Origin of the sequence: Pseudomonas sp. Ag1 (assembly GCF_000278565.1) — a bacterium.
Taxonomy (GTDB): Bacteria; Pseudomonadota; Gammaproteobacteria; order Pseudomonadales; family Pseudomonadaceae; genus Aquipseudomonas.
In genome coordinates this window covers 76,048-95,582 of sequence record NZ_AKVH01000097.1, presented here as the reverse complement: position 1 = coordinate 95,582, position 19,535 = coordinate 76,048, and the positions used below count along the sequence as shown (strand labels likewise).

Here is a 19,535-nt window from a genome sequence, read left to right as displayed (position 1 = left end):
TTGAGACGTAAATTTGTATTGTTGCTGGAGATCGGTCTGGTCCTGGCGGGTTTGCTGCTGGGCGCTTCGGCCTGGAAGCTGAACTCGGCCCTTGAGCAGCCCTTGAATCTGACCCAGGAGCAATTGCTGGACGTACCGGCTGGCGCGACGCCCACCGGCACCTTCAATCGCCTGGAAAATGACGGCGTGCTCAAGGATGCGTTCTGGTTGCGTCTCTACTGGCGCTTCAACCTCGACGGCCAGCCGCTGCACAGCGGCGAATACCGCATGACCCCGGGCCTCACCGCCGAGGGCCTGATCGGCCTGTGGCAGCGTAGCGAAGTGGTGCAGTACAGCATTACGCTGGTGGAAGGCTGGAACTTCCGCCAGGTGCGCGCGGCCCTGGGCAAGCATGAAAAGATCGAGCAGACCCTGTCCGGCCTGAGTGACAGCGAGGTGATGGAAAAACTCGGCCACCCGGGCGTATTTCCTGAAGGGCGCTTCTTCCCGGACACCTACCGCTTCGTGCGTGGCATGAGCGACGTCGAACTGCTGAAAAAATCCTACAACCGTCTGGACGATGTCCTCGCCCAAGAGTGGAGCAAGCGCGCGGCCGATGCGCCGTACACCGACCCCTATCAAGCGCTGATCATGGCCTCGCTGGTGGAGAAAGAAACCGGCGTGCCGGAAGAGCGCGGCCAGATCGCCGGGGTATTCGTGCGGCGCATGCAGATCGGCATGCTGCTGCAAACCGACCCGACGGTGATCTACGGCCTCGGTGAGCGCTACACCGGCAAGCTGACCCGCGCACACCTCAAGGAAGCCACGCCCTACAACACCTACGTGATCGCCGGCCTGCCGCCGACGCCGATCGCCATGGTCGGGCGGGAGGCGATTCATGCTGCGCTGAACCCGGTGGCGGGCAGCAGCCTGTATTTCGTTGCCCGAGGCGATGGCAGCCATATTTTCTCGGATAACCTGGATGCGCATAACGCAGCAGTGCGTGAGTTCCAGATGAAGCGTCGCGCCGATTACCGTTCCAGCCCGGCGCCGGCGGCAAAGCCTGCGGACGCGCCGCTGGATACGCCCGCCGAGCCGGCTCCGGCACCCGATGACGCCGCGCCGCAAAGCCCGCAATGACTCTGACTAAGGACTGCCTGTGACTGGCTTGTTTATTACCCTGGAAGGCCCGGAAGGCGCCGGCAAGAGCACCAATCGTGAATACCTGGCCGAGCGCCTGCGCGCCGAAGGTATCGAGGTGCTGCTGACCCGTGAGCCTGGCGGCACGCCACTGGCCGAGCGTATCCGTGAAGTGCTGCTGACCCCGGGCGACGAACAGATGAACCCCGACACCGAGCTGTTGCTGGTGTTCGCCGCCCGCGCCCAGCACCTGGCCGAAGTCATTCGCCCGGCACTGGCCCGGGGCGCCGTGGTGATTTGTGACCGGTTTACCGATTCCACCTATGCCTATCAGGGCGGCGGCCGTGGCTTGTCCCTGGAGCGCATTGCGGCCTTGGAGACCTTCGTCCAGGGCGATTTGCGGCCCGACCTGACCCTGGTGTTCGATCTCCCGGTGGAAGTCGGCATGGCCCGTGCCACCGCCCGGGGTCGCCTCGATCGTTTCGAACTGGAAACCCGAGTCTTTTTTGAAGCTGTGCGCGGCGCGTTTCTCAAGCGCGCCGAAGCCGACCCCGCTCGTTACTACCTGTTGGACGCCGCACAACCGTTGACTCAGGTTCAGCAGTGCATTGACGCCCTGTTGCCGAAGCTTGTGGAGCGTGTCCGTGGCTGAAGCCTATCCATGGCAGGACAGCCTCTGGCAGCAACTGGCGGGCCGTCCCCAGCACGCCCACGCCTACCTGCTCCACGGCCCGGTGGGCATCGGCAAGCGCGCCCTGGCCGAGCGGCTGATGGCCAGCTTGTTGTGCCAGCGGCCCAACGGCCTGGAAGCCTGCGGCGAATGTAAATCCTGCATGCTGCTCAAGGCCGGCAGCCACCCGGACAACTATCTGCTGGAACCGGAAGAGGCCGACAAGGCGATCAAGGTCGACCAGGTGCGTGATCTGGTCAGCTTCGTGGTGCAGACCGCGCAGATGGGCGGGCGCAAGGTGGTGCTGATCGAACCGGTGGAGTCGATGAACATCAACGCCGCCAATGCCTTGCTCAAGAGCCTGGAAGAACCGTCCGGCGATACCGTGCTGCTGCTGGTCAGCCACCAGTCCAGCCGCCTGCTGCCGACCATTCGCAGCCGCTGCGTGCAGCAGGCCTGCCCGTTGCCGAGCGAAGCCATGAGCCTGCAGTGGCTGGCCCAGGCGTTGCCGGACTGCGGCGAGGCGGAGCGCGTCGAGTTGCTGACCCTGGCGGCCGGTTCGCCCCTGGCGGCGGTCAAGCTCCAGGCCCAGGGCGTGCGTGAACAGCGTGCGCTGGTGGTGGACGGGGTGAAGAAACTGCTCAAGCAGGAAGTGTCGGCCACGCAACTGGCCGAAAGCGCCTGGAAAGACATTCCCTTGCTGCTGCTGTTCGACTGGTTTTGCGACTGGTCGAGCCTGATCCTGCGCTACCAGCTGACCCAGGACGAAAACGGCCTTGGGCTGCCGGACATGCGCAAAGTCGTGCAATACCTGGCGCAGAAGAGCGCCCAGGACAAGGTGCTGAACATCCAGGACTGGATCCTCGCCCAACGCCAGAAGGTCCTCGGCAAGGCCAACCTCAATCGCGTGCTGTTGCTTGAGGCCTTGCTGGTGCAGTGGGTCGGTTTGCTCGGCCGCCGTTAATTTCAGTGGCCGACGGGTGTATCGTTGGCCAGACACTTTCCGTGACTCAAGTTGTAGATCCCTATGCTCGTAGATTCCCATTGCCACCTTGATCGCCTCGACCTGGCCCAGCACGGCGGCTCCCTCGACGCCGCCCTCGAAGCTGCGCGCCAGCGCGGGGTAGGGCACTTCCTGTGCATCGGCGTCAGCGCGGAAAACGCCGCCGACGTCAAAGCCCTGGCCGATTGTTATGCCGACGTCGACTGCTCGGTGGGCATTCACCCGCTGGACCTCAAGCCCGGCGAAGCCCCGGCCCTCGACTGGCTGCTCGGTGAACTCAATCACCCGCGCGTGGTGGCCATCGGTGAGACCGGCCTGGATTACCACTACGAACCGGAAGCTGCCGAGTTGCAGCAGGCGTCGTTCCGTCTGCACCTGCAAGCCGCCCAGCAGACTGGCAAGCCGGTGATCGTCCACACCCGTGGCGCCCGTGCCGACACCCTGACCCTGCTGCGCGAAGCCGCGCTGCCCCAGGCTGGTGTGCTGCATTGCTTCACTGAAGACTGGGACATGGCCAAGGCCGCGCTGGACCTTGGTTTCTACATTTCCTTGTCGGGCATCGTGACCTTCCGCAACGCCGATGCCCTGCGCGATGTCGCGCGCCAGGTCCCGGCAGACCGCCTGCTGGTGGAAACCGATTCGCCGTACCTGGCGCCAATTCCCCATCGCGGCAAACCCAACCTGCCGGAATACGTACGGGATGTGGCGGATTACCTGGCGATGCTGCGGGGCGAGTCCTACGAGCGCTTTGCCGAACAGACCACCGAAAACTTCAAGCGCCTGTTCCCGCTGGCCCACGTCGGCCACTGAATCGCAGGCAAAAAAAACCCGGGTTCTGGGGGGTGAATCCGGGCTAAGACCATTAGGAGTAAAACAAGGGTACGCAGTCCGTCGGTACCCAGGTCGACGCGTCACTTGGGGGAGATGCCACGCCGACATTTCAAGTATTGATCAGTATCCGATTCAGTCCAGCCACATCTGATCGTTTTTTAAACAGATTTGGAATACGCCCGCTTCGGTTGAGTTCTCATTGGATGCGATGCACACGCGCCAATCACCTGTTTTATTTCTGACTCGAATCAGCACATTCGTTGGCGTGTTGTAAGTTAAGTGCAAAGGTTGTTCATATAGGCGTTGCCCAACGACCGTTCAGTCGGGATAATCCCGCGCACCGGGTAAAACGTTCCGACAAGCACGGCTTGGGGAGCGAACGCCCTTCCAATATCCATCTCTGCAGACCTTTTTCTTATGCACAAAGAACCCCGCAAGGTCCGTGAGTTTCGCCGCCGCGAGCAGGAAATTCTCGACACCGCACTCAAGCTGTTCCTCGACCAGGGTGAAGACAGCGTCACCGTCGAGATGATTGCGGATGCCGTGGGTATCGGCAAAGGCACCATCTACAAGCACTTCAAGTCCAAGGCCGAGATCTACCTGCGCCTGATGCTCGACTACGAGCGCGACCTGAACGAGCTGCTGCACTCGGCCGATGTCGACAAGGACAAGGAAGCGCTGTCCCGCGCCTACTTCGAGTTCCGCATGCGTGACCCGCAGCGCTACCGCTTGTTTGATCGCCTGGAAGAAAAAGTGGTGAAGGGCCATCAGGTGCCGGAAATGGTCGAGGAGCTGCACAAGATCCGTGCCTCGAACTTCGAACGCCTGACCCTGCTGATCAAGGGCCGTATCAGCGAAGGCAAGCTCGAAGACGTGCCACCGTATTTCCACTACTGCGCCGCCTGGGCGTTGGTGCACGGCGCCGTGGCGTTGTACCACTCGCCGTTCTGGAGCAATGTGCTGGAAGATCAGGAAGGTTTCTTCCAGTTCCTGATGGACATCGGCGTGCGCATGGGCAATAAGCGCAAGCACAGCACCGATTTGCCGAACGCCGAAACGCCGGCCACTTGAATCATTCGCCAGCGTGATGGCGATATGATTTCCTGCCCAGCGCAGTAACCCAGGAATATACTCAGGCAAGGACCTTGCTAAAACTTGATTTTTCAGTCAGGTTTTAGTGCGCCCGAATTATCCTCTGCCGGAGTGATCCATGATCGTTGATCGTCAAGGCAGGCGATTCCGCAATTTGCGGATCAGCCTGACCTCAGCCTGCAATTACGCCTGTACCTACTGCGTGCCCAACGGCAAGCGGCTGGTGGCTGCGCAGGACGAACTGTCGGCCGAGGCGATGGCGCGGGGTGTCGAGTACCTGATCGAGGCCGCCGGCATCGAGCGCCTGCGGATTACCGGCGGTGAACCGTTGGTCAGCCCCAAGCTGGAAGCCTTCATGGGCGCGGTGGGGCAGATGGGGCTCAGTGATATCAGCCTGACCACCAACGGCCAACTGCTGGCGCGCAAACTGCCGCTGCTGGTGGACGCCGGGATTCGCCGGATCAACGTGTCCCTCGACACCCTGGACGCCGACGCCTTCCGCAGCATCGCTCGCGGTGGCGACCTGGCCACCGTGCTCGATGGCATGGACCAGGCGAGCGCCGCCGGAATCAAGATCAAGGTCAACATGGTGCCGCTGCGCGGCCAGAACCTCGACCAGGTGATGCCGCTGCTCGACTACTGCCTGGAGCGTGGCTACGAGTTGCGCTTTATCGAATTGATGCGCATGGGCCACCTCGCCAACGATTCCAACGCGTTCCTGCAGCAATTCGTCAGCCTTCAGCAATTGCTCAGCCTGATCGGCGAACAGTACGAATACCTGCAAGCCAACGCCCCGGTGGACGCCACTGCCGTGCGCTACGAAGTGCCCGGCAAAGGTTTCTTCGGTGTCATTGCCAACGAAAGCGTGCCGTTCTGCCGGACCTGTTCGCGTTTGCGCCTGTCGTCCACTGGCTGGCTGCATGGCTGCCTGTCGTCGAGCAACCGCCACTACGTCGGCGACCTGCTGGACAAACCCCGCCACCAGGCCCTGCCGGCCTTGCAGCGCTTGTTGGTCAAGGCCTTGGGTGACAAGCAGGAAGTGGCCTTCTCCGGCGGCGCCACCATCATGAAGATCATCGGCGGCTAGTCTCGCAAGCTGGCGCAAAATCTGCATCTCGTGCCCATTCGCCGGTTTTCCGTCACCGGCCTTTGGAGAATTAGGATGCGTAGTCTGGTTTTGGTGCTGGCGTCACTCGCGCTGGGTGGCTGCATGACCGTCAGTAATATGGCCGAAGGCACGCGCTATCAGATGAGCGATGCCGGGCTGCTGGACCACAGCGATACCCGCCGCGTCAATTCGGTCCGCATACAGCCGGACTCCTTCGTCTTCATCGCCCAGGGCGCCTTCACCCCGCCGGGCAGTGCTTATCCGCGGCCTAACGTGGTGGCCGAGGAAGCCTTCAACGGCTTTGTCGAATATTTCCCGATGGTCCGCCGCGCCCGCAAGCCGGAAGGCCTCGAGCAGGCGATGTCGGAAGCCCGCGCGGCGGGTGCGCATTACCTGCTGTACTGCCGCTTCGCCCAGGCGGATGACCGTATCGGCAACGCCGATGAATGGTCTGACCAGGAGGCGGTGGATCGCCTGGGTATCGACACCGGAACCATCCAGGTCATGTTGATCGAGACCAGTACCCAGTATTTGATTGATACTGTGCGCATCCATAGCCGTGGCGGTTTACTGACGTTCCACGACAACAAGCCAGATGACCTGATCGGCAAGCCCCTGGCGCACTACGCGCGCAGCCTGTTGGGCATGAGCGATCAGTAAGACACAAGGAGAGCAGCATGACCGATTCGGCCAAGGCCAATGACCTGTTGGCGCAATTGCCCAAGGGCAAGGGGCCCGCACCGGTGCATCTGTGGAACCCGGATTTTTGCGGCGATATCGACATGCGCATTGCCCGCGATGGCACCTGGTTCTATATGGGCACGCCGATTGGCCGCAAGCCGATGGTCAAGCTGTTCTCCAATATCATTCGCCGCGATGGCGATGATTATTTCCTGATCACCCCGGTGGAAAAGGTCGGGATCAAGGTCGATGACGCGCCCTTTGTCGCCGTGACCCTGGAAGTCGAAGGGCAGGGCGAGAGCCAAGTCCTGCGCTTTACCACCAATGTCGATGAACAGGTCGAAGCCGGTATCGAACATCCGCTGCGGGTGATGATTGACCCGGAAACCCAGGAACCCTCGCCGTACCTGCGGGTGCGCACCAACCTCGAAGCCTTGGTCCATCGCAATGCGTTCTATCAGTTGGTGGAGTTGGCGGTGACCCGTCCGATCAACGGTAAGAACTGGCTTGGCGTCTGGAGCGGCGGGGTATTTTTCCCCATCGGCCTGGAGCCCTGAGGCTGATTTCTCGCTCTCCCTGAAATAAATCGCTTGCTGTAGCCGGGCGCTTTCGGTTATCAATTTGTACATGATTAGACATGTCCGATTTGATAAGAAAAAACGCGTCGTCGACGAGCTGATCCGCCGTATCGAGGGTGGAGTGATGGCTGACGGTGTCCTGCTGCCGGGCGAGCACCAACTGGCCGAAGAGTTTTCCGTCAGCCGCGGCACCCTGCGTGAAGCCCTGGCCGAACTCAAGCGCCGCAGCTACATCGCCACCCAAAGCGGTGTCGGCTCCATCGTCACCTTCGACGGCATGGTGCTCGACCAGCGCAGCGGCTGGGCCCAAGCCCTGGCCGACACCGGCGCGGTGGTGACCTCCGAAATCCTGCGCCTGGAAGCGGTCACCCGCCCGGACCTGCTCAGCCGTCACGGCAGCGACCAATTCATCGCCCTCGACCGCCGCCGTCGCGCTGCCGACGGCACGTTCGTGTCCCTGGAGCGCTCGCTGATGCCGGCCTCGGGTGGCGTCGAAAGCCTGCCGCAAGTCGGCCTGATCGATAATTCCCTGACCATCACCCTGGCGGCCTATGGCTATGTCGGCGCCACCGGCAATCAATGGATCGGTGCCGAGCCTCTGAACGAAGAAGACGCCCAGCTCCTGGGGCGCCCGGTGGGCACGGTGTTCCTCAAGGCCCTGCGCACCACCTACGACCGCCAGGACCGCTTCATGGAGTCCGTCGAAAGCTTGCTCGACCCTCTGCATTTCCGCTTGCACCTTCAATTTGGAACACCGACATGACCGCCACCACCCGCGCCCTCGGCGCCTTCTACGGCCTGGCCCTGGGCGATGCGTTGGGCATGCCCACCCAGTCCCTGAGCCGCGAGCAGGTCAAGGCGCGTTTCGGCGCGATCACCGGCCTGGAAGATGCCGACGCCGATCAGCCGATCGCGCCGAACATGCCCAAGGGCTCGATCACCGATGACACCGAACAGGCGATCCTCGTCGGCCAGTTGCTGGTGGACGGGCAGGGCAGGATTGAACCCACCGAACTCGCCCAACGTTTGATCGACTGGGAAGCGGTGATGCGCGCCAAGGGCTCCCAGGATTTGCTGGGCCCCTCGACCAAGCGTGCGATCGACATGATCCTGGCGGGCCATACCCCGGAAGAGTCCGGGCGCTACGGCACCACCAACGGCGCCGCCATGCGCATCACCCCGGTGGGCATCGCGGCGGACGTCAACGACCCGGCGCAGTTTATCCAGGCGGTGATCCAGGCGTGCCAGGTCACCCACAACACCAACCTGGGCATCTCCAGCGCGGCGGCGGTGGCGGCGGTGGTTTCCGCCGGGGTCAACGGCGTCGATCTGGGCGAAGCGCTGAACATCGGCACGCAGATCGCCCAGCAGGCGGAAAACCACGGCCACTGGATTGCCGGCGGGCGCATCGCCACCCGTATCAGTTGGGCGCGCACCTTGAGCGTCGACAGCGGCGACAAGGCGCTGTTTACCGACCTGCTTTACGAATTGATCGGCACCTCCGTGGCGTCCCAGGAATCGGTGGTGGTGTCGTTTGCCCTCGCGCAGCAAGTCGCGGTGGGTGAAATGAACGCCATCGAAGCCCTGTGCATGGCCGCCAGCCTCGGCGGCGACACCGACACCATCGCCGCGATTCTCGGCGCGATGCTCGGTGCGTGCCTGGGGATGCAGTGCTGGCCTGGGGCGATGATCGAACAGGTCAAGCAGGTTAACCAACTGGACCTGGAACCCTTGGTCCAAGGCCTGCTCGAGCTGCGCTGAGCACCGCAGATTAAAAAATGTGGGAGCGGGCTTGCTCGCGAAAGCGGTGCATCAGTGACACATGCGTTGCCTGACACACCGCTTTCACGAGCAAGCCCGCTCCCACATTGATCCAGTCGAGTCAGGAAGACCGGAACACAGATTCAACTTGCCAACCTGCCACAACCACAAAAAAACAGGCATCAGGAGCACCCCACCATGAGTACGTCCTCTTCCGGCCAAAGCGCCGGGCAATTGGAAACACGCGGCATCGAGCCGGTCCCGGAAGGCGAGTGCAACGGCCATCCGCTGCAACTGTTCTGGGTCTGGTTTGCGGCCAACATCAGCATCCTCGGCTTGCCCCTGGGCGCGACCCTCGTAGCGTTTCGCGGCCTGGCGATCTGGCAGGCAATCATCGTGGCGATCCTCGGCGCCGCCGGCTCGTTTGCGGTGGTGGGCATCATCTCCATCGCCGGCCGTCGTGGCCGTGCACCGAGCCTGACCCTGTCCCGGGCGATCTTTGGCGTACGCGGCAATATCGGCCCGACGCTGGTGTCGCTGATGTCGCGCCTCGGCTGGGAAACCGTCAACACCACTACGGCTGCGTTCGTGCTGTTGTCGTTGTGCTCGATCCTGTTCAACTCGCCGGTTGCCGCCAAAAGCGCGCCGGTACTGACCCTGCTGTTCATCGGCATCTTCGTGCTGCTGACCCTCGCCGTGTCGGGCCTGGGCCATGCCACCTTGCTGGTGATCCAGAAGTGGGCCACCTACGTGTTCGGCGCACTGAATATCCTGGTGGGCGGTTTCCTCTGCGCCACCATCGACTGGAGCGCGGTATTCAACGCCACGCCTGCGCCGTTGAGCGCGATGATCATCGGCGTCGGCACCATGGCCGCCGGTACGGGTATCGGCTGGGCCAACGCCGGTGCCGACATGTCGCGCTACCAGCACCGCAGCGTCAAGGCCGTGCGCCTGGTGGCCTCCGCGGCATTCGGTGCGGGGATTCCGCTGGTGCTGTTGATCACCCTCGGCGGCTTGCTGTCGGTGGGCAACAATGACCTGGCGTCGGCCACTGACCCGATCATCGCGATCCGCGACATGCTGCCGACCTGGATGGCGGTGCCGTACCTGATCACCGCGTTTGGCGGGCTGTTGCTGTCGAATAACCTGTCGGTGTACTCGGCGGGCCTCACCACCTTGACCCTCGGTTTGAAGGTCAAGCGCGTGCACGCGGTGATCGTCGACATCGTTGCGATCTTCGCCGGTTCGATCTACTTCATGCTGATCGCCGACAGCTTCTACGGCCCGTTCATCACCTTCATCTCGTTGCTGGCGGTACCGATCACCGCCTGGGTCGGGATCTTTGTGGTCGACCTGATTCATCGCCACTACTACAGCCCCAAAGACCTGCTGGACGTAACGCCAAGCAGCGCCTACTGGTACCGTGGCGGGGTTGAATGGCGTGCGTTCGGCGCCTGGGCGATTGCGATCGTGCTGGGCTTCAGTTTCACCACCATCGGCACCACGGCCGAGAACATCTGGTTCGCCGGTCCGCTGTCCGATTCGTGGCTGGGCCACAACGGCCTGGGCTGGATCGTCACCTTCCTGGTGGCCGGCGGGATTTATGCGGTACTGGGTGGCGCGGCTGATCGTCGTCCGGCTTTGGTAGAGAGCGCTAATGTCTAGATTGCTGCACAGCGGCCAGGTCATCGTCGACCTGGTCATGTCCCTCGACACATTGCCCGCCACCGGCGGCGATGTATTGGCCAACTCCGCCAGCTTCGAAGCCGGCGGTGGCTTCAACGTGATGGCCGCGGCCCGACGCAACGGCTTGCCGGTGGTCTACCTGGGCCGCCATGGCACCGGCCGCTTCGGCGACCTGGCGCGCGCGGCGATGCAGGCCGAGGGCATTGAAATGGCCCTGGCCGCCAGCGACGACAAGGACACCGGCCTGTGTGTGTCCCTGACCGAAGCCACCACCGAGCGTACCTTCATTTCCCATATCGGCGCTGAGGGTGACTTGCTGGCGCAAGACCTGGCCAATGCGGTACCACGCGACGACGACTACGTGTACGTCAGCGGCTACAGCCTGCTGCTGGAAGGCAAGGCCCAGGCGTTGCTCGATTGGCTACTGGCATTGCCGCGCCAGATCACGGTGGTGTTCGATCCGGGCCCGCTGGTGAAGGCACCGGACTCGGCCTTGATGGTCGCCCTGTTGCCGCGTATCGATATCTGGACCAGCAACGGTCCGGAAGCGCTGGCCTTTACCGGCGCGAGCGATCTGGCGGGGGCATTGCTCAAGCTCAACGAGCACTTGCCCGCCGACACCTTGCTGGTGGTGCGCGATGGACCGAATGGCTGCTGGATCAGCCGTAATGGCCAGGCCGAGCATGTGCCGGGATTCAAGGTCAAGGCGGTGGACAGCAACGGTGCCGGCGATGCTCACGCCGGGGTGTTTATCGCCGGCCTGGCCAATGGTTTGGCGCCAGCTGTCGCGGCACGTCGCGCGAACGCGGCGGCGGCCTTGGCGGTCACGCGCTGGGGGCCGGCCACCTCACCGGGCACGGCTGAAGTGGATGCGTTGTTGAGCGAGGGCTGATTCGGCAGAATAGTCGCCATTCAGCACGGAGCAGCGTCATGACCCAGAACATCTACGACACCGAGGTTTTCTTCGAGGGCTACAGCAAAATGGGCCGCTCGGTAGAAGGCCTCGCCGGCGCGCCGGAGTGGCCGGCGTTGCAATCCATGCTGCCGCCGATGCCAGGGTTGAAAGTGGTGGACCTGGGTTGCGGCTACGGCTGGTTCAGTCGCTGGGCGCAGGAGCGGGGCGCCGAACAGGTGCTGGGGCTGGATGTCTCGCAAAAGATGCTGGCGCGGGCAAAGGAGATGACGTCCTCTTCGGCCATCACCTATGGCATCGCCGACCTGGAAAAACTCGACCTTCCGGATGCCACTTTCGACCTGGCCTACAGCTCATTGGCGTTCCATTACATCGTCGATCTTAAGGGCCTGTTCGCGCGTATCCATCAAGCGTTGGTCCCGGGCGGGCGGTTGGTATTTTCCATCGAGCATCCGATCTTCATGGCGCCCCGGCAGCCGGGCTGGCTGATTGATGAGCAAGGGCGCAAGAGCTGGCCGGTGGACAGCTACCAGTTGCAAGGACCACGGGTGACAAACTGGCTGGCGGAGGGTGTGATCAAGCAACATCGCACCGTGGGCACGTTGCTGACGCTGTTGATCCAGGCGGGGTTTACCCTGACTCATGTCGACGAGTGGGGCCCGAGCGAAGCGGACCTGAAAGCCCGCCCCGCACTGGCAGAAGAGCTTGAACGCCCAATGATGCTACTGGTGGCCGCCCACCGCTGATTCCGTGGCTGTAAACCCGATCAAAAAATGTGGGAGCGGGCTTGCTCGCGAATGCGTTGGGTCAGCCAATGAATCTGGCCCTGACACACCGCCTTCGCGAGCAAGCTCGCTCCCACATTTTGTTCCGCGTTAACCGGCCTCTTTCAGCGCCTCAATCAACTCATCCTTGCGCATGGTCGAGCGCCCGGGAATGCCCCTGGCACGCGCTTCCTTCAGCAAGCTTTCCTTGGTCTGCGTACCCAGCGAAACCCGGCTGTTACGCGGATGCCCCTCACGGCTGGCAGCAGCCCGCTTGGCCGACTCATGCCGGTCCTGGGACTTCTTCGCCGGCGCCTTGCGTTGGCCTGAACCGCCGGCCTTTTCGCCGCCGCCAGACTGCTTGTTGACGGTGGCCCAGGCCCGCGCCTCGGCTTCTTCTTTCGACAAGCCCTGGTGCTCATAACTCGCTTCGATATGGGCGGCCTTGCGCTTCTGTTCGGTGGTGTATTTGGCTTTGCTTCCACGAGGCATTGCGATACTCCTCCTGGTCTGGCCCTTCGCGAAGGGCCAGGCCAGACAAAGTGCGTTACTGGCCCGCCTCGCTTTCCAGCTTGCGAGCCGCTTCCACGCCGGACGCGGTGAGTTTGATCGGCAGGTTCAGCGAATGTTCACCGGCATCGTTGCAGGTCACATGGCCTTCCTTGATCCACCCGCGGTCCTGCAAGGTGGCCAAGGCGCTGGCCACCACTTTTTCACCTCGGTAGTTGTCCAGCACTTCTTTGCCCAACCCACTGGGATGAGCGTGGAGCAGACGGGTGAGGACTTCTTTTTCAAGGTTGTGATCGACGTTCATGCATACCTCTTCACTGGGAAATGGTTGGGTGTTCGTCTTTCTTGCGCATTAAGGCGCGGGCTGTTTTGGCGCGCCGGGGATGTTGGAGTCATCGCCTTTATTGATCGAGGGCGAAGTGGCACCTGGGCCCATTTTGCCGTTGGGCACCGCACCGCTATTGCGATTGGTGTCGTCGCCCTGGGTGCGTGGGTCCCTGCTGTTGTCGATGATGGCGCCGCCGTTGGTGTCCATGCCGGTACCCATCGAGTCCTTCGACTCCTGGGCGGCCGGGTTGGGCGGGCTGCCGACAGGGTCGGTCGGGCCGGTGCTGGAACCTGTGGAGGCGGCAAAGCTGCTCAGCGAAACAGCAGACAGCAAACCGGTGAGGGCGAGGGCGGCAAATTTGGAAGTCGTCATGATGGTGTCTCCATATGATTAATGTCCTTACCTGATATTGGTCCGCCCCCGTTTGTGATTCGTGCCTCGATACCGACGAACGGTCTTAGGTCGCTTGTAAGATTTTGTGTGACGAGATTCGGCGCCAGATCAACCGCGCCACCGTGATCAGCCAATTGAGCAGCGCCACCGCCAGTACGCTCATCAACAGGGTCGGCATGCCGTATTCGACGATGACCTTGCCCGCCAGCAGCGGGAAACCGAACACCCCGATAAAGTACGCCAGGCTGAACAGCAGCAACGCCTGGGAGGTGGTGCCAGCGGGTGCCTCGTTCGCAGCCAAACCATTGATCACCGAGTACGTCAGGCCGTAACCGACGCCCAGGGTGACGGCTGCCAGCAGGTAGCTGTAGTTGCCGCTGACCCTGAACCCGAACAGGAAAATCGACACCAGCATCAACCCCGACAACACACACGCCGCCCAATACGGATCACGCTTGACCACGATGCCGGCGATCAGCAGGCGGCTGGTAATCGCCGCACTCATGAAGCCCAGGAAGAACAGCGAATAGTCCAGCCCGTGCAACGCCGCGTAGCTGGTCTGGAAACTCGACAGCCCGCCAAACACGCAACCGCCGAGGCCCACCATGATGATCGCGAACACCGCTTTCGATGACAGCACCTGGCGCGTGGCCGACCAGGAAATCTTCGCCACCGGCGCGGTGTGTTGACTCAGCGCGCGACCCAGTCGCCAGAAAATCAGCACACCCACCAGGCTCGCCAGCGCTGCTATATGAAAGGCCGCCGTCAGCGAAAAATCCAGGGCACTTGCCGCCCGCCCCAGCAGTGGCCCGGAGCCGATTCCGGTCATCATGCTGCCCGACAGCAGGGCAAAATACTTGGCCCGTTGCGCCGGTTCCACCAGCATCGCGACGATGATCGGCCCCAACGTGTAGAACACGCCCCAGCCCAATCCCAACGACAAGCCAAAGAACATCAAGCCCTCGCCGAACCCCGGCGCCAGCGCAAAGCCCAGGCACGCCACCACCAGCAATACGCCGAGCAGGGCGATCGACCTGGCAGCCCCCAGCAGGTCGGCCAGATGCCCGGAAACCAGCACCGCCACAAAGGTGCTGAGCATCGCCATGGAGATCACGCTGCCGGCGTCGTGTTCGTTGCCGCCGCGCGAATGGATCAGCAGCGACAGCAAGAATGTCGAGCCATAGGACAGGGAAAGCAGGTAGCTGGCGAGGCAGAAAAGGGCGAACAGTTTTCCGCCGACCGCAGGTGAGGCGTGCATGGGGGAGCCTTGCGTCTGTTGGATTTATGCCCAACTTTTTACCATGCACGGCACGTGGGATTGTTCTGTGGTTCGCGGCGCTTGCGTTAGCCCGCAGCGGAGTATGGCGTGCCTATTTCTTCGATGAACAGGTTCATGAAACCCTTCAACCGCTCATGGCGCGCCAGGGCCATGCGTTGCCCCGTCGGCGTCTGAAATCCGCCCGCCAGATGCAGCAGCTTGGTCTGGAAATGGTCGAGGCAAAAGCGCTTGTCGTCGTACTCGCGATGCTGCGCCGTTGGGTCAGCCGGGTCATACAGCCCGCTGCCCATGCGCCCGGCGATGTAAAATGTGCGGGCCACGCCGATCATGCCCAGGGAGTCCAAACGGTCGGCATCCTGCATAATCTTTGCTTCAAGCGTCACCGGCGTCAGGCCCGCCGAAAAGCTGTGGGTCTCGATGGCGTGGGTCACCGCTGCAATCGTCTCGGGCTGCCACGCCAACCCCTGCAAAATCTGCCCGGCCTTGTCCGCCGCCAATGTTGAGGCCTTGGAACGCAACGGCGAATTCTTCTCCACCGCGACGCAGTCATGGAGCAGCACCGCCGCCAGCAGCACCTCCAGATCGCCACCTTCCTCTGCCTGGATCGACCGCACGTTGTGCCACACCCGTTGCAAATGGGACAGATCGTGGGCGCCGTCTTCCGCAGGCTCAAGGGCGTAAGGCAATAACGTCGCGGCGAGGTCGGTCAGTGGCGTGAAGGGCATGGGGATTCTCAAAGATCGATGGCCTGCAGGTTAGCCGTGAATCAAATTGCACTGCAATCGGTCATTAAAGCGCCTTAGTATGTGTGCTCTCTTTCCCTGACAAGGCCTGCCCATGACCATCGAGATTCGCCCCGCCGTGCCCAGCGATGCTGCGCAGATCCTGACCTTCATCACCGAGCTTGCCGACTATGAAAAAGCCCGGCACGAAGTGATCGCCAGCGTGGTGGACATCGAGCGCAGCCTGTTCAGTGAAGGTGCCACCGCCCACGGCCTGATCTGCCTGCGCGACGGTTTGCCGATCGGCTTTGCGGTGTTCTTTTTCAGCTATTCCACGTGGCTGGGCAGCAACTGCCTGTACCTCGAAGACCTGTACATCAACCCCGAGCAACGCGGTGGCGGGGCGGGCAAGAAGTTGCTGCGCCACCTGGCGAAAATCGCCTGTGACAACGGCTGCGGGCGTTTCGAGTGGAGCGTGCTGGACTGGAACGAGCCGGCCATCGCGTTCTACAAATCCATCGGTGCCCAGCCCCAGGAAGAGTGGGTACGCTACCGCATGGAAGGCGACGCCCTCAGGGATTTCGCACAGGGTTAAGTGTGCATAAAGGACCGGCTTTTAAAGCCGGTTTTTTTATATATTTGCTCACTATATGGGATGATAATTTATATATTGAGATGTTCCGGTTTCTGGGTTTATAGTCTTGCGCATCAGCACTCACTACCAAAAACAAAACAGGTGAAGCGATGCAGGCACAACCGTTGTCGTTACCTCCGGTGCCCGAGCCGACTTACGGCGAGCGACTGAAGAACAAAGTCGTGGTCATCACCGGTGCCGCCCAAGGCATTGGCGAGGCTATCGTCGCCTGCTTCCAGGCTCAGCAGGCGCGCCTGGTGATCGGTGATATCCAGGGCGAGAAGGTCGAGCAGGTCGCCGCCCACTGGCGCGAACACGGCGCCGAGATCTACGCACAACCTGTCGACATCACTTCCAAGGATCAATGGCGCGCCCTGGTGGACGTAGCTATCGAACGCTTTGGCCGCGTCGATGTGCTGGTCAATTGCGCCGGCGTCAACGTGTTCCGCGACCCGCTGGAAATGACCGACGAAGACTGGCGCCGCTGCTTCGCCATCGACCTCGACGGCGCCTGGTACGGCTGCCGTACCGTGTTGCCGCACATGATCGAGCAAGGCATCGGCAACATCATCAACATCGCCTCCACCCATTCCAGCCACATCATTCCCGGTTGCTTTCCGTACCCGGTGGCCAAGCACGGCTTGCTCGGGCTGACCCGCGCCCTGGGCATCGAATACGCGCCCAAGGGCATCCGCGTAAATGCCATCGCGCCGGGCTATATCGAAACCCAGCTCAACGTCGATTACTGGAACGGCTTTGCCGACCCGCACGCCGAGCGCCAGCGTGCCTTCGACCTGCACCCGCCCAAGCGCATCGGCCAGCCGATTGAAGTGGCGATGACGGCACTGTTTCTTGCGACCGATGAGGCGCCCTTTATCAATGCCACCTGCCTGATGATCGATGGCGGGCGGTCGGTGATGTACCACGATTAACAGGTTTCCAAATAACAAGAAGAGGTGGTTCATGCTCAAGAAGACACTAGGCACCCTTGCACTCACAATGGCACTCAGCGGCCTGGCCTCTGCCGAAGAAGTAAAGATCGGCTTTCTGGTCAAGCAGGCGGAAGAGCCCTGGTTCCAGACCGAATGGGCCTTCGCTGAGAAAGCCGGCAAGGACCATGGTTTCACCGTGATCAAGATCGCCGTGCCCGATGGCGAGAAAACCCTATCCGCCATCGACACCCTGGCCGCCAACGGCGCCAAGGGTTTCGTGATCTGCCCGCCGGACGTGTCCCTGGGCCCTGCGATCATGGCCAAGGCCAAGCTGAATAACCTTAAAGTGCTGGCGGTAGACGACCGCTTCGTCGACGCCAAGGGCAAGCCCATGGAAGACGTGCCTTACGTCGGCCTGGACGCCTACAAGATCGGCCAGAAACAAGGCGAGGCCATGGCCACCGAAGCCAAGCATCGCAACTGGGACTGGAAGGACACCTACGCCGTCATCAATACCTTCGACGAGCTGGAAACCGGCAAGAAACGCACCGACGGTTCGGTAGAAGGCCTCAAGGCCGCCGGCCTGCCGGTTGACCATATCCTGTTCACCGCGCAGAAAACCCTCGACGTGCCGGGCGCCATGGACTCCACCAACTCGGCCCTGGTGAAACTGCCCAGCGGTGCGAAAAACCTGCTGATTGGCGGCATGAACGACAGCACCGTACTGGGCGGCGTACGCGCCACCGAAAGCGCCGGCTTCAAGGCCACGAACGTGATTGGCGTGGGCATCAACGGCACCGATGCCATCGAAGAGCTGAAGAAATCCGACACCGGTTTCTACGGCTCGATGCTGCTCAGCCCCGATGCGTCCGGCTATAAAACCGCGACCTCGATGTTCGAGTGGGTGACCAAAGGCACTGAGCCTGCCAAGTTCACCGCACTGGATAACGTGACCCTGATCACCCGCGCCAACTTCAAGGAAGAGTTGAGCAAGATCGGTCTGTGGAAATGAACAGCGCCGCAGCAGAAAGCCTGCGCTTCAACGGCATCGGCAAGGAGTTTCCCGGGGTGAAGGCCCTGGCGCAGATCAGCTTTGAAGCGCGGCCCCATTCGGTGCATGCGCTGATGGGCGAGAACGGCGCGGGCAAGTCGACCTTGCTGAAAATCCTCGGCGGTTTTTATCCGCCCAACAGTGGCAGCTTGCAGTTGGGCGAACGCAGCGTGAGTTTCAAGTCGGCGGCCGACAGCATCGCCAGCGGCATCGCAGTGATTCACCAGGAGCTGCAACTGGTGCCGGAAATGACCGTCGCCGAGAACCTGCTGCTGGGGCATATGCCGTCGCGCTTTGGCGTGGTCAATCGCGGGGCGATGGTGCGCAAGGCACGGGACCTGCTCAAGGGCCTGGCGGATGAAATCGATCCGAACATGCGCCTGGGCAGCCTGTCCCTCGGCCAGCGGCAACTGGTGGAAATCGCCAAGGCCATGTCGCGCAACGCCCATGTGATTGCGTTCGACGAACCCACCAGCAGCCTCTCGGCCCGTGAGATCGAGCGGCTGATGGTGATCATCGCCCGGCTGCGGGATGAAGGCCGGGTGATCCTCTACGTGTCGCACCGCATGGAAGAAGTGTTCCGCATTTGCGACGCGGTGACGGTGTTCAAGGACGGGCGCTTCGTGCGCACGTTCGAGGACATGACGCAGTTGAACGTCGACCAGTTGGTCAACTGCATGGTCGGGCGCGATATCCAGGATATCTACGACTACCGGCCGCGCGAGCACTGCGGTGAAGCGCTGCGAGTCGAAGGTTTGCTCGGGCCGGGGTTGCAGGAACCGGTGAGCCTGCAGGTGAACAAGGGCGAGATTCTCGGGCTGTTCGGCCTGGTGGGGGCCGGGCGCACAGAGTTGTTGCGCCTGCTCGCCGGGCTGTCCCGCAGCACCCAGGGGACCCTGGTGCTGCATGGCCAGGCGCAGACGTTCAAGACACCACGGGATGCGATTGCGGCGGGGGTGTTGCTCTGCCCCGAGGACCGCAAGAAGGAAGGCATCGTGCCCCGCGCAAGCGTTGCAGAGAACATCAATATCAGTGCGCGGCGCGACCATGCGCGCTTCGGCTGGCTGATCCAGGGCGGCTGGGAACGCACCAACGCCCAGCGGCAGATCAGCGCGCTGAACGTGCGCACGCCGTCGGCGGACCAGCCGATTCTGTTCCTGTCGGGCGGCAATCAGCAGAAGGCGATTCTCGGCCGCTGGTTGTCGATGCCGATGAAAGTGTTGCTGCTGGACGAGCCGACCCGCGGCATCGATATCGGTGCCAAGTCGGAGATCTACCAGATCATTCACAACCTGGCGGCCAGTGGCATCGCGGTGATCGTGGTGTCCAGCGACCTGATGGAAGTGATGGGCATCTCCGACCGCATCCTGGTGATGAGCGAAGGCGCCCTGACCGGCGAATTGACCCGCGATCAAGCGGACGAAGCACGGCTGCTGCAACTGGCTCTTCCGCGTACGCGGGACTGAAGAATACGAGGTGG

General features: G+C 62.2%; 22 protein-coding genes. 17 read left to right on the top strand and 5 right to left on the bottom strand.

All coding sequences use genetic code 11. The features are described from left to right. The 13 genes from mltG (at nucleotide 1) to A462_RS17235 (ending at nucleotide 12,188) form a co-directional block, all read left to right on the top strand. A complete protein-coding gene (gene mltG / locus A462_RS17175) occupies nucleotides 1–1,119 on the top strand; it encodes an endolytic transglycosylase MltG (protein WP_032899341.1) in 1,119 nt (372 codons plus the stop codon). A 19-nt stretch (nucleotides 1,120–1,138) separates the two neighbouring features. Continuing rightward, nucleotides 1,139–1,771 carry a dTMP kinase gene (gene tmk, locus A462_RS17180; RefSeq protein WP_008434959.1) on the top strand — a complete coding sequence of 211 codons (633 nt, stop codon included), beginning with the start codon at nucleotides 1,139–1,141 and terminating at the stop codon, nucleotides 1,769–1,771. After that, complete coding sequence (locus A462_RS17185) at nucleotides 1,764–2,753, top strand: DNA polymerase III subunit delta' (protein WP_008434957.1); 990 nt, start codon at nucleotides 1,764–1,766, stop codon at nucleotides 2,751–2,753. The genes tmk and A462_RS17185 overlap by 8 nt, the downstream gene beginning before the upstream one ends. Before the next feature lie 63 nt (nucleotides 2,754–2,816). Next, the gene (locus A462_RS17190; RefSeq protein WP_008434955.1) at nucleotides 2,817–3,602 is read left to right on the top strand and encodes a TatD family hydrolase; all 786 of its coding nucleotides are present in this window, start codon (nucleotides 2,817–2,819) and stop codon (nucleotides 3,600–3,602) included. 438 nt (nucleotides 3,603–4,040) lie between these two features. Beyond that, nucleotides 4,041–4,694 (top strand): TetR/AcrR family transcriptional regulator, encoded by a 654-nt coding sequence (locus tag A462_RS17195; RefSeq protein ID WP_004371278.1) that lies wholly within the window; start codon nucleotides 4,041–4,043, stop codon nucleotides 4,692–4,694. A 139-nt stretch (nucleotides 4,695–4,833) separates the two neighbouring features. Beyond that, a complete protein-coding gene (locus A462_RS17200) occupies nucleotides 4,834–5,802 on the top strand; it encodes a GTP 3',8-cyclase MoaA (RefSeq protein WP_004371275.1) in 969 nt (322 codons plus the stop codon). A gap of 75 nt (nucleotides 5,803–5,877) precedes the next feature. Next, the gene (locus tag A462_RS17205; protein ID WP_008434951.1) at nucleotides 5,878–6,483 is read left to right on the top strand and encodes a DUF4823 domain-containing protein; all 606 of its coding nucleotides are present in this window, start codon (nucleotides 5,878–5,880) and stop codon (nucleotides 6,481–6,483) included. Between the two features lie 17 nt (nucleotides 6,484–6,500). After that, nucleotides 6,501–7,061 (top strand): DUF1285 domain-containing protein, encoded by a 561-nt coding sequence (locus tag A462_RS17210; protein ID WP_008434949.1) that lies wholly within the window; start codon nucleotides 6,501–6,503, stop codon nucleotides 7,059–7,061. 70 nt (nucleotides 7,062–7,131) lie between these two features. Then, a complete protein-coding gene (locus A462_RS17215; protein ID WP_083853207.1) occupies nucleotides 7,132–7,845 on the top strand; it encodes a GntR family transcriptional regulator in 714 nt (237 codons plus the stop codon). Further along, nucleotides 7,842–8,843, top strand: a complete 1,002-nt coding sequence (locus A462_RS17220) for an ADP-ribosylglycohydrolase family protein (protein ID WP_008434945.1) — start codon at nucleotides 7,842–7,844, stop codon at nucleotides 8,841–8,843. The genes A462_RS17215 and A462_RS17220 overlap by 4 nt, the downstream gene beginning before the upstream one ends. A gap of 198 nt (nucleotides 8,844–9,041) precedes the next feature. After that, entirely contained in the window at nucleotides 9,042–10,508 is a 1,467-nt protein-coding gene (locus tag A462_RS17225) for a purine-cytosine permease family protein (protein ID WP_008434943.1), read from the top strand. Next, the gene (locus tag A462_RS17230; RefSeq protein ID WP_023659250.1) at nucleotides 10,501–11,421 is read left to right on the top strand and encodes a PfkB family carbohydrate kinase; all 921 of its coding nucleotides are present in this window, start codon (nucleotides 10,501–10,503) and stop codon (nucleotides 11,419–11,421) included. Before A462_RS17225 ends, A462_RS17230 begins: the two co-directional genes overlap by 8 nt. A 38-nt stretch (nucleotides 11,422–11,459) precedes the next feature. Continuing rightward, a complete protein-coding gene (locus A462_RS17235; protein WP_008434940.1) occupies nucleotides 11,460–12,188 on the top strand; it encodes a class I SAM-dependent methyltransferase in 729 nt (242 codons plus the stop codon). 129 nt (nucleotides 12,189–12,317) lie between these two features. Here A462_RS17235 and A462_RS17240 read toward each other — a convergent pair whose 3' ends face one another. The 5 genes from A462_RS17240 to A462_RS17260 all read right to left on the bottom strand — a co-directional run bounded on the left by A462_RS17240 (nucleotide 12,318) and on the right by A462_RS17260 (nucleotide 15,441). Beyond that, complete coding sequence (locus tag A462_RS17240) at nucleotides 12,318–12,698, bottom strand: Rho termination factor N-terminal domain-containing protein (RefSeq protein ID WP_008434938.1); 381 nt, start codon at nucleotides 12,696–12,698, stop codon at nucleotides 12,318–12,320. A 55-nt stretch (nucleotides 12,699–12,753) separates the two neighbouring features. Further along, nucleotides 12,754–13,020: a hypothetical protein gene (locus tag A462_RS17245; protein WP_004371249.1), complete on the bottom strand. Its 267-nt coding sequence runs from the start codon at nucleotides 13,018–13,020 to the stop codon at nucleotides 12,754–12,756. Between the two features lie 48 nt (nucleotides 13,021–13,068). Beyond that, nucleotides 13,069–13,416, bottom strand: coding sequence for a hypothetical protein (locus A462_RS17250; protein ID WP_008434934.1), 348 nt, complete (start codon nucleotides 13,414–13,416; stop codon nucleotides 13,069–13,071). A gap of 85 nt (nucleotides 13,417–13,501) precedes the next feature. Continuing rightward, nucleotides 13,502–14,695 carry an MFS transporter gene (locus A462_RS17255; RefSeq protein ID WP_008434932.1) on the bottom strand — a complete coding sequence of 398 codons (1,194 nt, stop codon included), beginning with the start codon at nucleotides 14,693–14,695 and terminating at the stop codon, nucleotides 13,502–13,504. A gap of 86 nt (nucleotides 14,696–14,781) precedes the next feature. Next, nucleotides 14,782–15,441 carry an HD domain-containing protein gene (locus tag A462_RS17260; protein WP_008434930.1) on the bottom strand — a complete coding sequence of 220 codons (660 nt, stop codon included), beginning with the start codon at nucleotides 15,439–15,441 and terminating at the stop codon, nucleotides 14,782–14,784. 112 nt (nucleotides 15,442–15,553) lie between these two features. Here A462_RS17260 and A462_RS17265 point away from each other — a divergent pair, with 112 nt between their 5' ends. From A462_RS17265 to araG, 4 genes are all read left to right on the top strand, one after another. Continuing rightward, nucleotides 15,554–16,033 carry a GNAT family N-acetyltransferase gene (locus A462_RS17265; protein WP_004371239.1) on the top strand — a complete coding sequence of 160 codons (480 nt, stop codon included), beginning with the start codon at nucleotides 15,554–15,556 and terminating at the stop codon, nucleotides 16,031–16,033. Between the two features lie 149 nt (nucleotides 16,034–16,182). Further along, nucleotides 16,183–17,004: an SDR family oxidoreductase gene (locus A462_RS17270; RefSeq protein ID WP_004371237.1), complete on the top strand. Its 822-nt coding sequence runs from the start codon at nucleotides 16,183–16,185 to the stop codon at nucleotides 17,002–17,004. 31 nt (nucleotides 17,005–17,035) lie between these two features. Then, nucleotides 17,036–18,016, top strand: coding sequence for a substrate-binding domain-containing protein (locus A462_RS17275; protein WP_008434927.1), 981 nt, complete (start codon nucleotides 17,036–17,038; stop codon nucleotides 18,014–18,016). Further along, complete coding sequence (gene araG, locus A462_RS17280; protein WP_008434925.1) at nucleotides 18,013–19,521, top strand: L-arabinose ABC transporter ATP-binding protein AraG; 1,509 nt, start codon at nucleotides 18,013–18,015, stop codon at nucleotides 19,519–19,521. Before A462_RS17275 ends, araG begins: the two co-directional genes overlap by 4 nt. The last annotated feature ends 14 nt before the right edge of the window (nucleotides 19,522–19,535 follow it).

Excerpts from the sequence above, each read along its gene's own strand:
- A462_RS17190 (WP_008434955.1), top strand. The coding sequence starts at position 2,817 with ATGCTCGTAGATTCCCATTGCCACCTTGATCGCCTCGACCTGGCCCAG.
- A462_RS17195 (WP_004371278.1), top strand. The coding sequence starts at position 4,041 with ATGCACAAAGAACCCCGCAAGGTCCGTGAGTTTCGCCGCCGCGAGCAG.
- A462_RS17200 (WP_004371275.1), top strand. The coding sequence starts at position 4,834 with ATGATCGTTGATCGTCAAGGCAGGCGATTCCGCAATTTGCGGATCAGC.
- A462_RS17205 (WP_008434951.1), top strand. The coding sequence starts at position 5,878 with ATGCGTAGTCTGGTTTTGGTGCTGGCGTCACTCGCGCTGGGTGGCTGC.
- A462_RS17210 (WP_008434949.1), top strand. The coding sequence starts at position 6,501 with ATGACCGATTCGGCCAAGGCCAATGACCTGTTGGCGCAATTGCCCAAG.
- A462_RS17215 (WP_083853207.1), top strand. The coding sequence starts at position 7,132 with ATGATTAGACATGTCCGATTTGATAAGAAAAAACGCGTCGTCGACGAG.
- A462_RS17220 (WP_008434945.1), top strand. The coding sequence starts at position 7,842 with ATGACCGCCACCACCCGCGCCCTCGGCGCCTTCTACGGCCTGGCCCTG.
- A462_RS17225 (WP_008434943.1), top strand. The coding sequence starts at position 9,042 with ATGAGTACGTCCTCTTCCGGCCAAAGCGCCGGGCAATTGGAAACACGC.
- A462_RS17230 (WP_023659250.1), top strand. The coding sequence starts at position 10,501 with ATGTCTAGATTGCTGCACAGCGGCCAGGTCATCGTCGACCTGGTCATG.
- A462_RS17235 (WP_008434940.1), top strand. The coding sequence starts at position 11,460 with ATGACCCAGAACATCTACGACACCGAGGTTTTCTTCGAGGGCTACAGC.
- A462_RS17240 (WP_008434938.1), bottom strand. The coding sequence starts at position 12,698 with ATGCCTCGTGGAAGCAAAGCCAAATACACCACCGAACAGAAGCGCAAG.
- A462_RS17245 (WP_004371249.1), bottom strand. The coding sequence starts at position 13,020 with ATGAACGTCGATCACAACCTTGAAAAAGAAGTCCTCACCCGTCTGCTC.
- A462_RS17250 (WP_008434934.1), bottom strand. The coding sequence starts at position 13,416 with ATGACGACTTCCAAATTTGCCGCCCTCGCCCTCACCGGTTTGCTGTCT.
- A462_RS17255 (WP_008434932.1), bottom strand. The coding sequence starts at position 14,695 with ATGCACGCCTCACCTGCGGTCGGCGGAAAACTGTTCGCCCTTTTCTGC.
- A462_RS17260 (WP_008434930.1), bottom strand. The coding sequence starts at position 15,441 with ATGCCCTTCACGCCACTGACCGACCTCGCCGCGACGTTATTGCCTTAC.
- A462_RS17265 (WP_004371239.1), top strand. The coding sequence starts at position 15,554 with ATGACCATCGAGATTCGCCCCGCCGTGCCCAGCGATGCTGCGCAGATC.
- A462_RS17270 (WP_004371237.1), top strand. The coding sequence starts at position 16,183 with ATGCAGGCACAACCGTTGTCGTTACCTCCGGTGCCCGAGCCGACTTAC.
- A462_RS17275 (WP_008434927.1), top strand. The coding sequence starts at position 17,036 with ATGCTCAAGAAGACACTAGGCACCCTTGCACTCACAATGGCACTCAGC.
- araG (WP_008434925.1), top strand. The coding sequence starts at position 18,013 with ATGAACAGCGCCGCAGCAGAAAGCCTGCGCTTCAACGGCATCGGCAAG.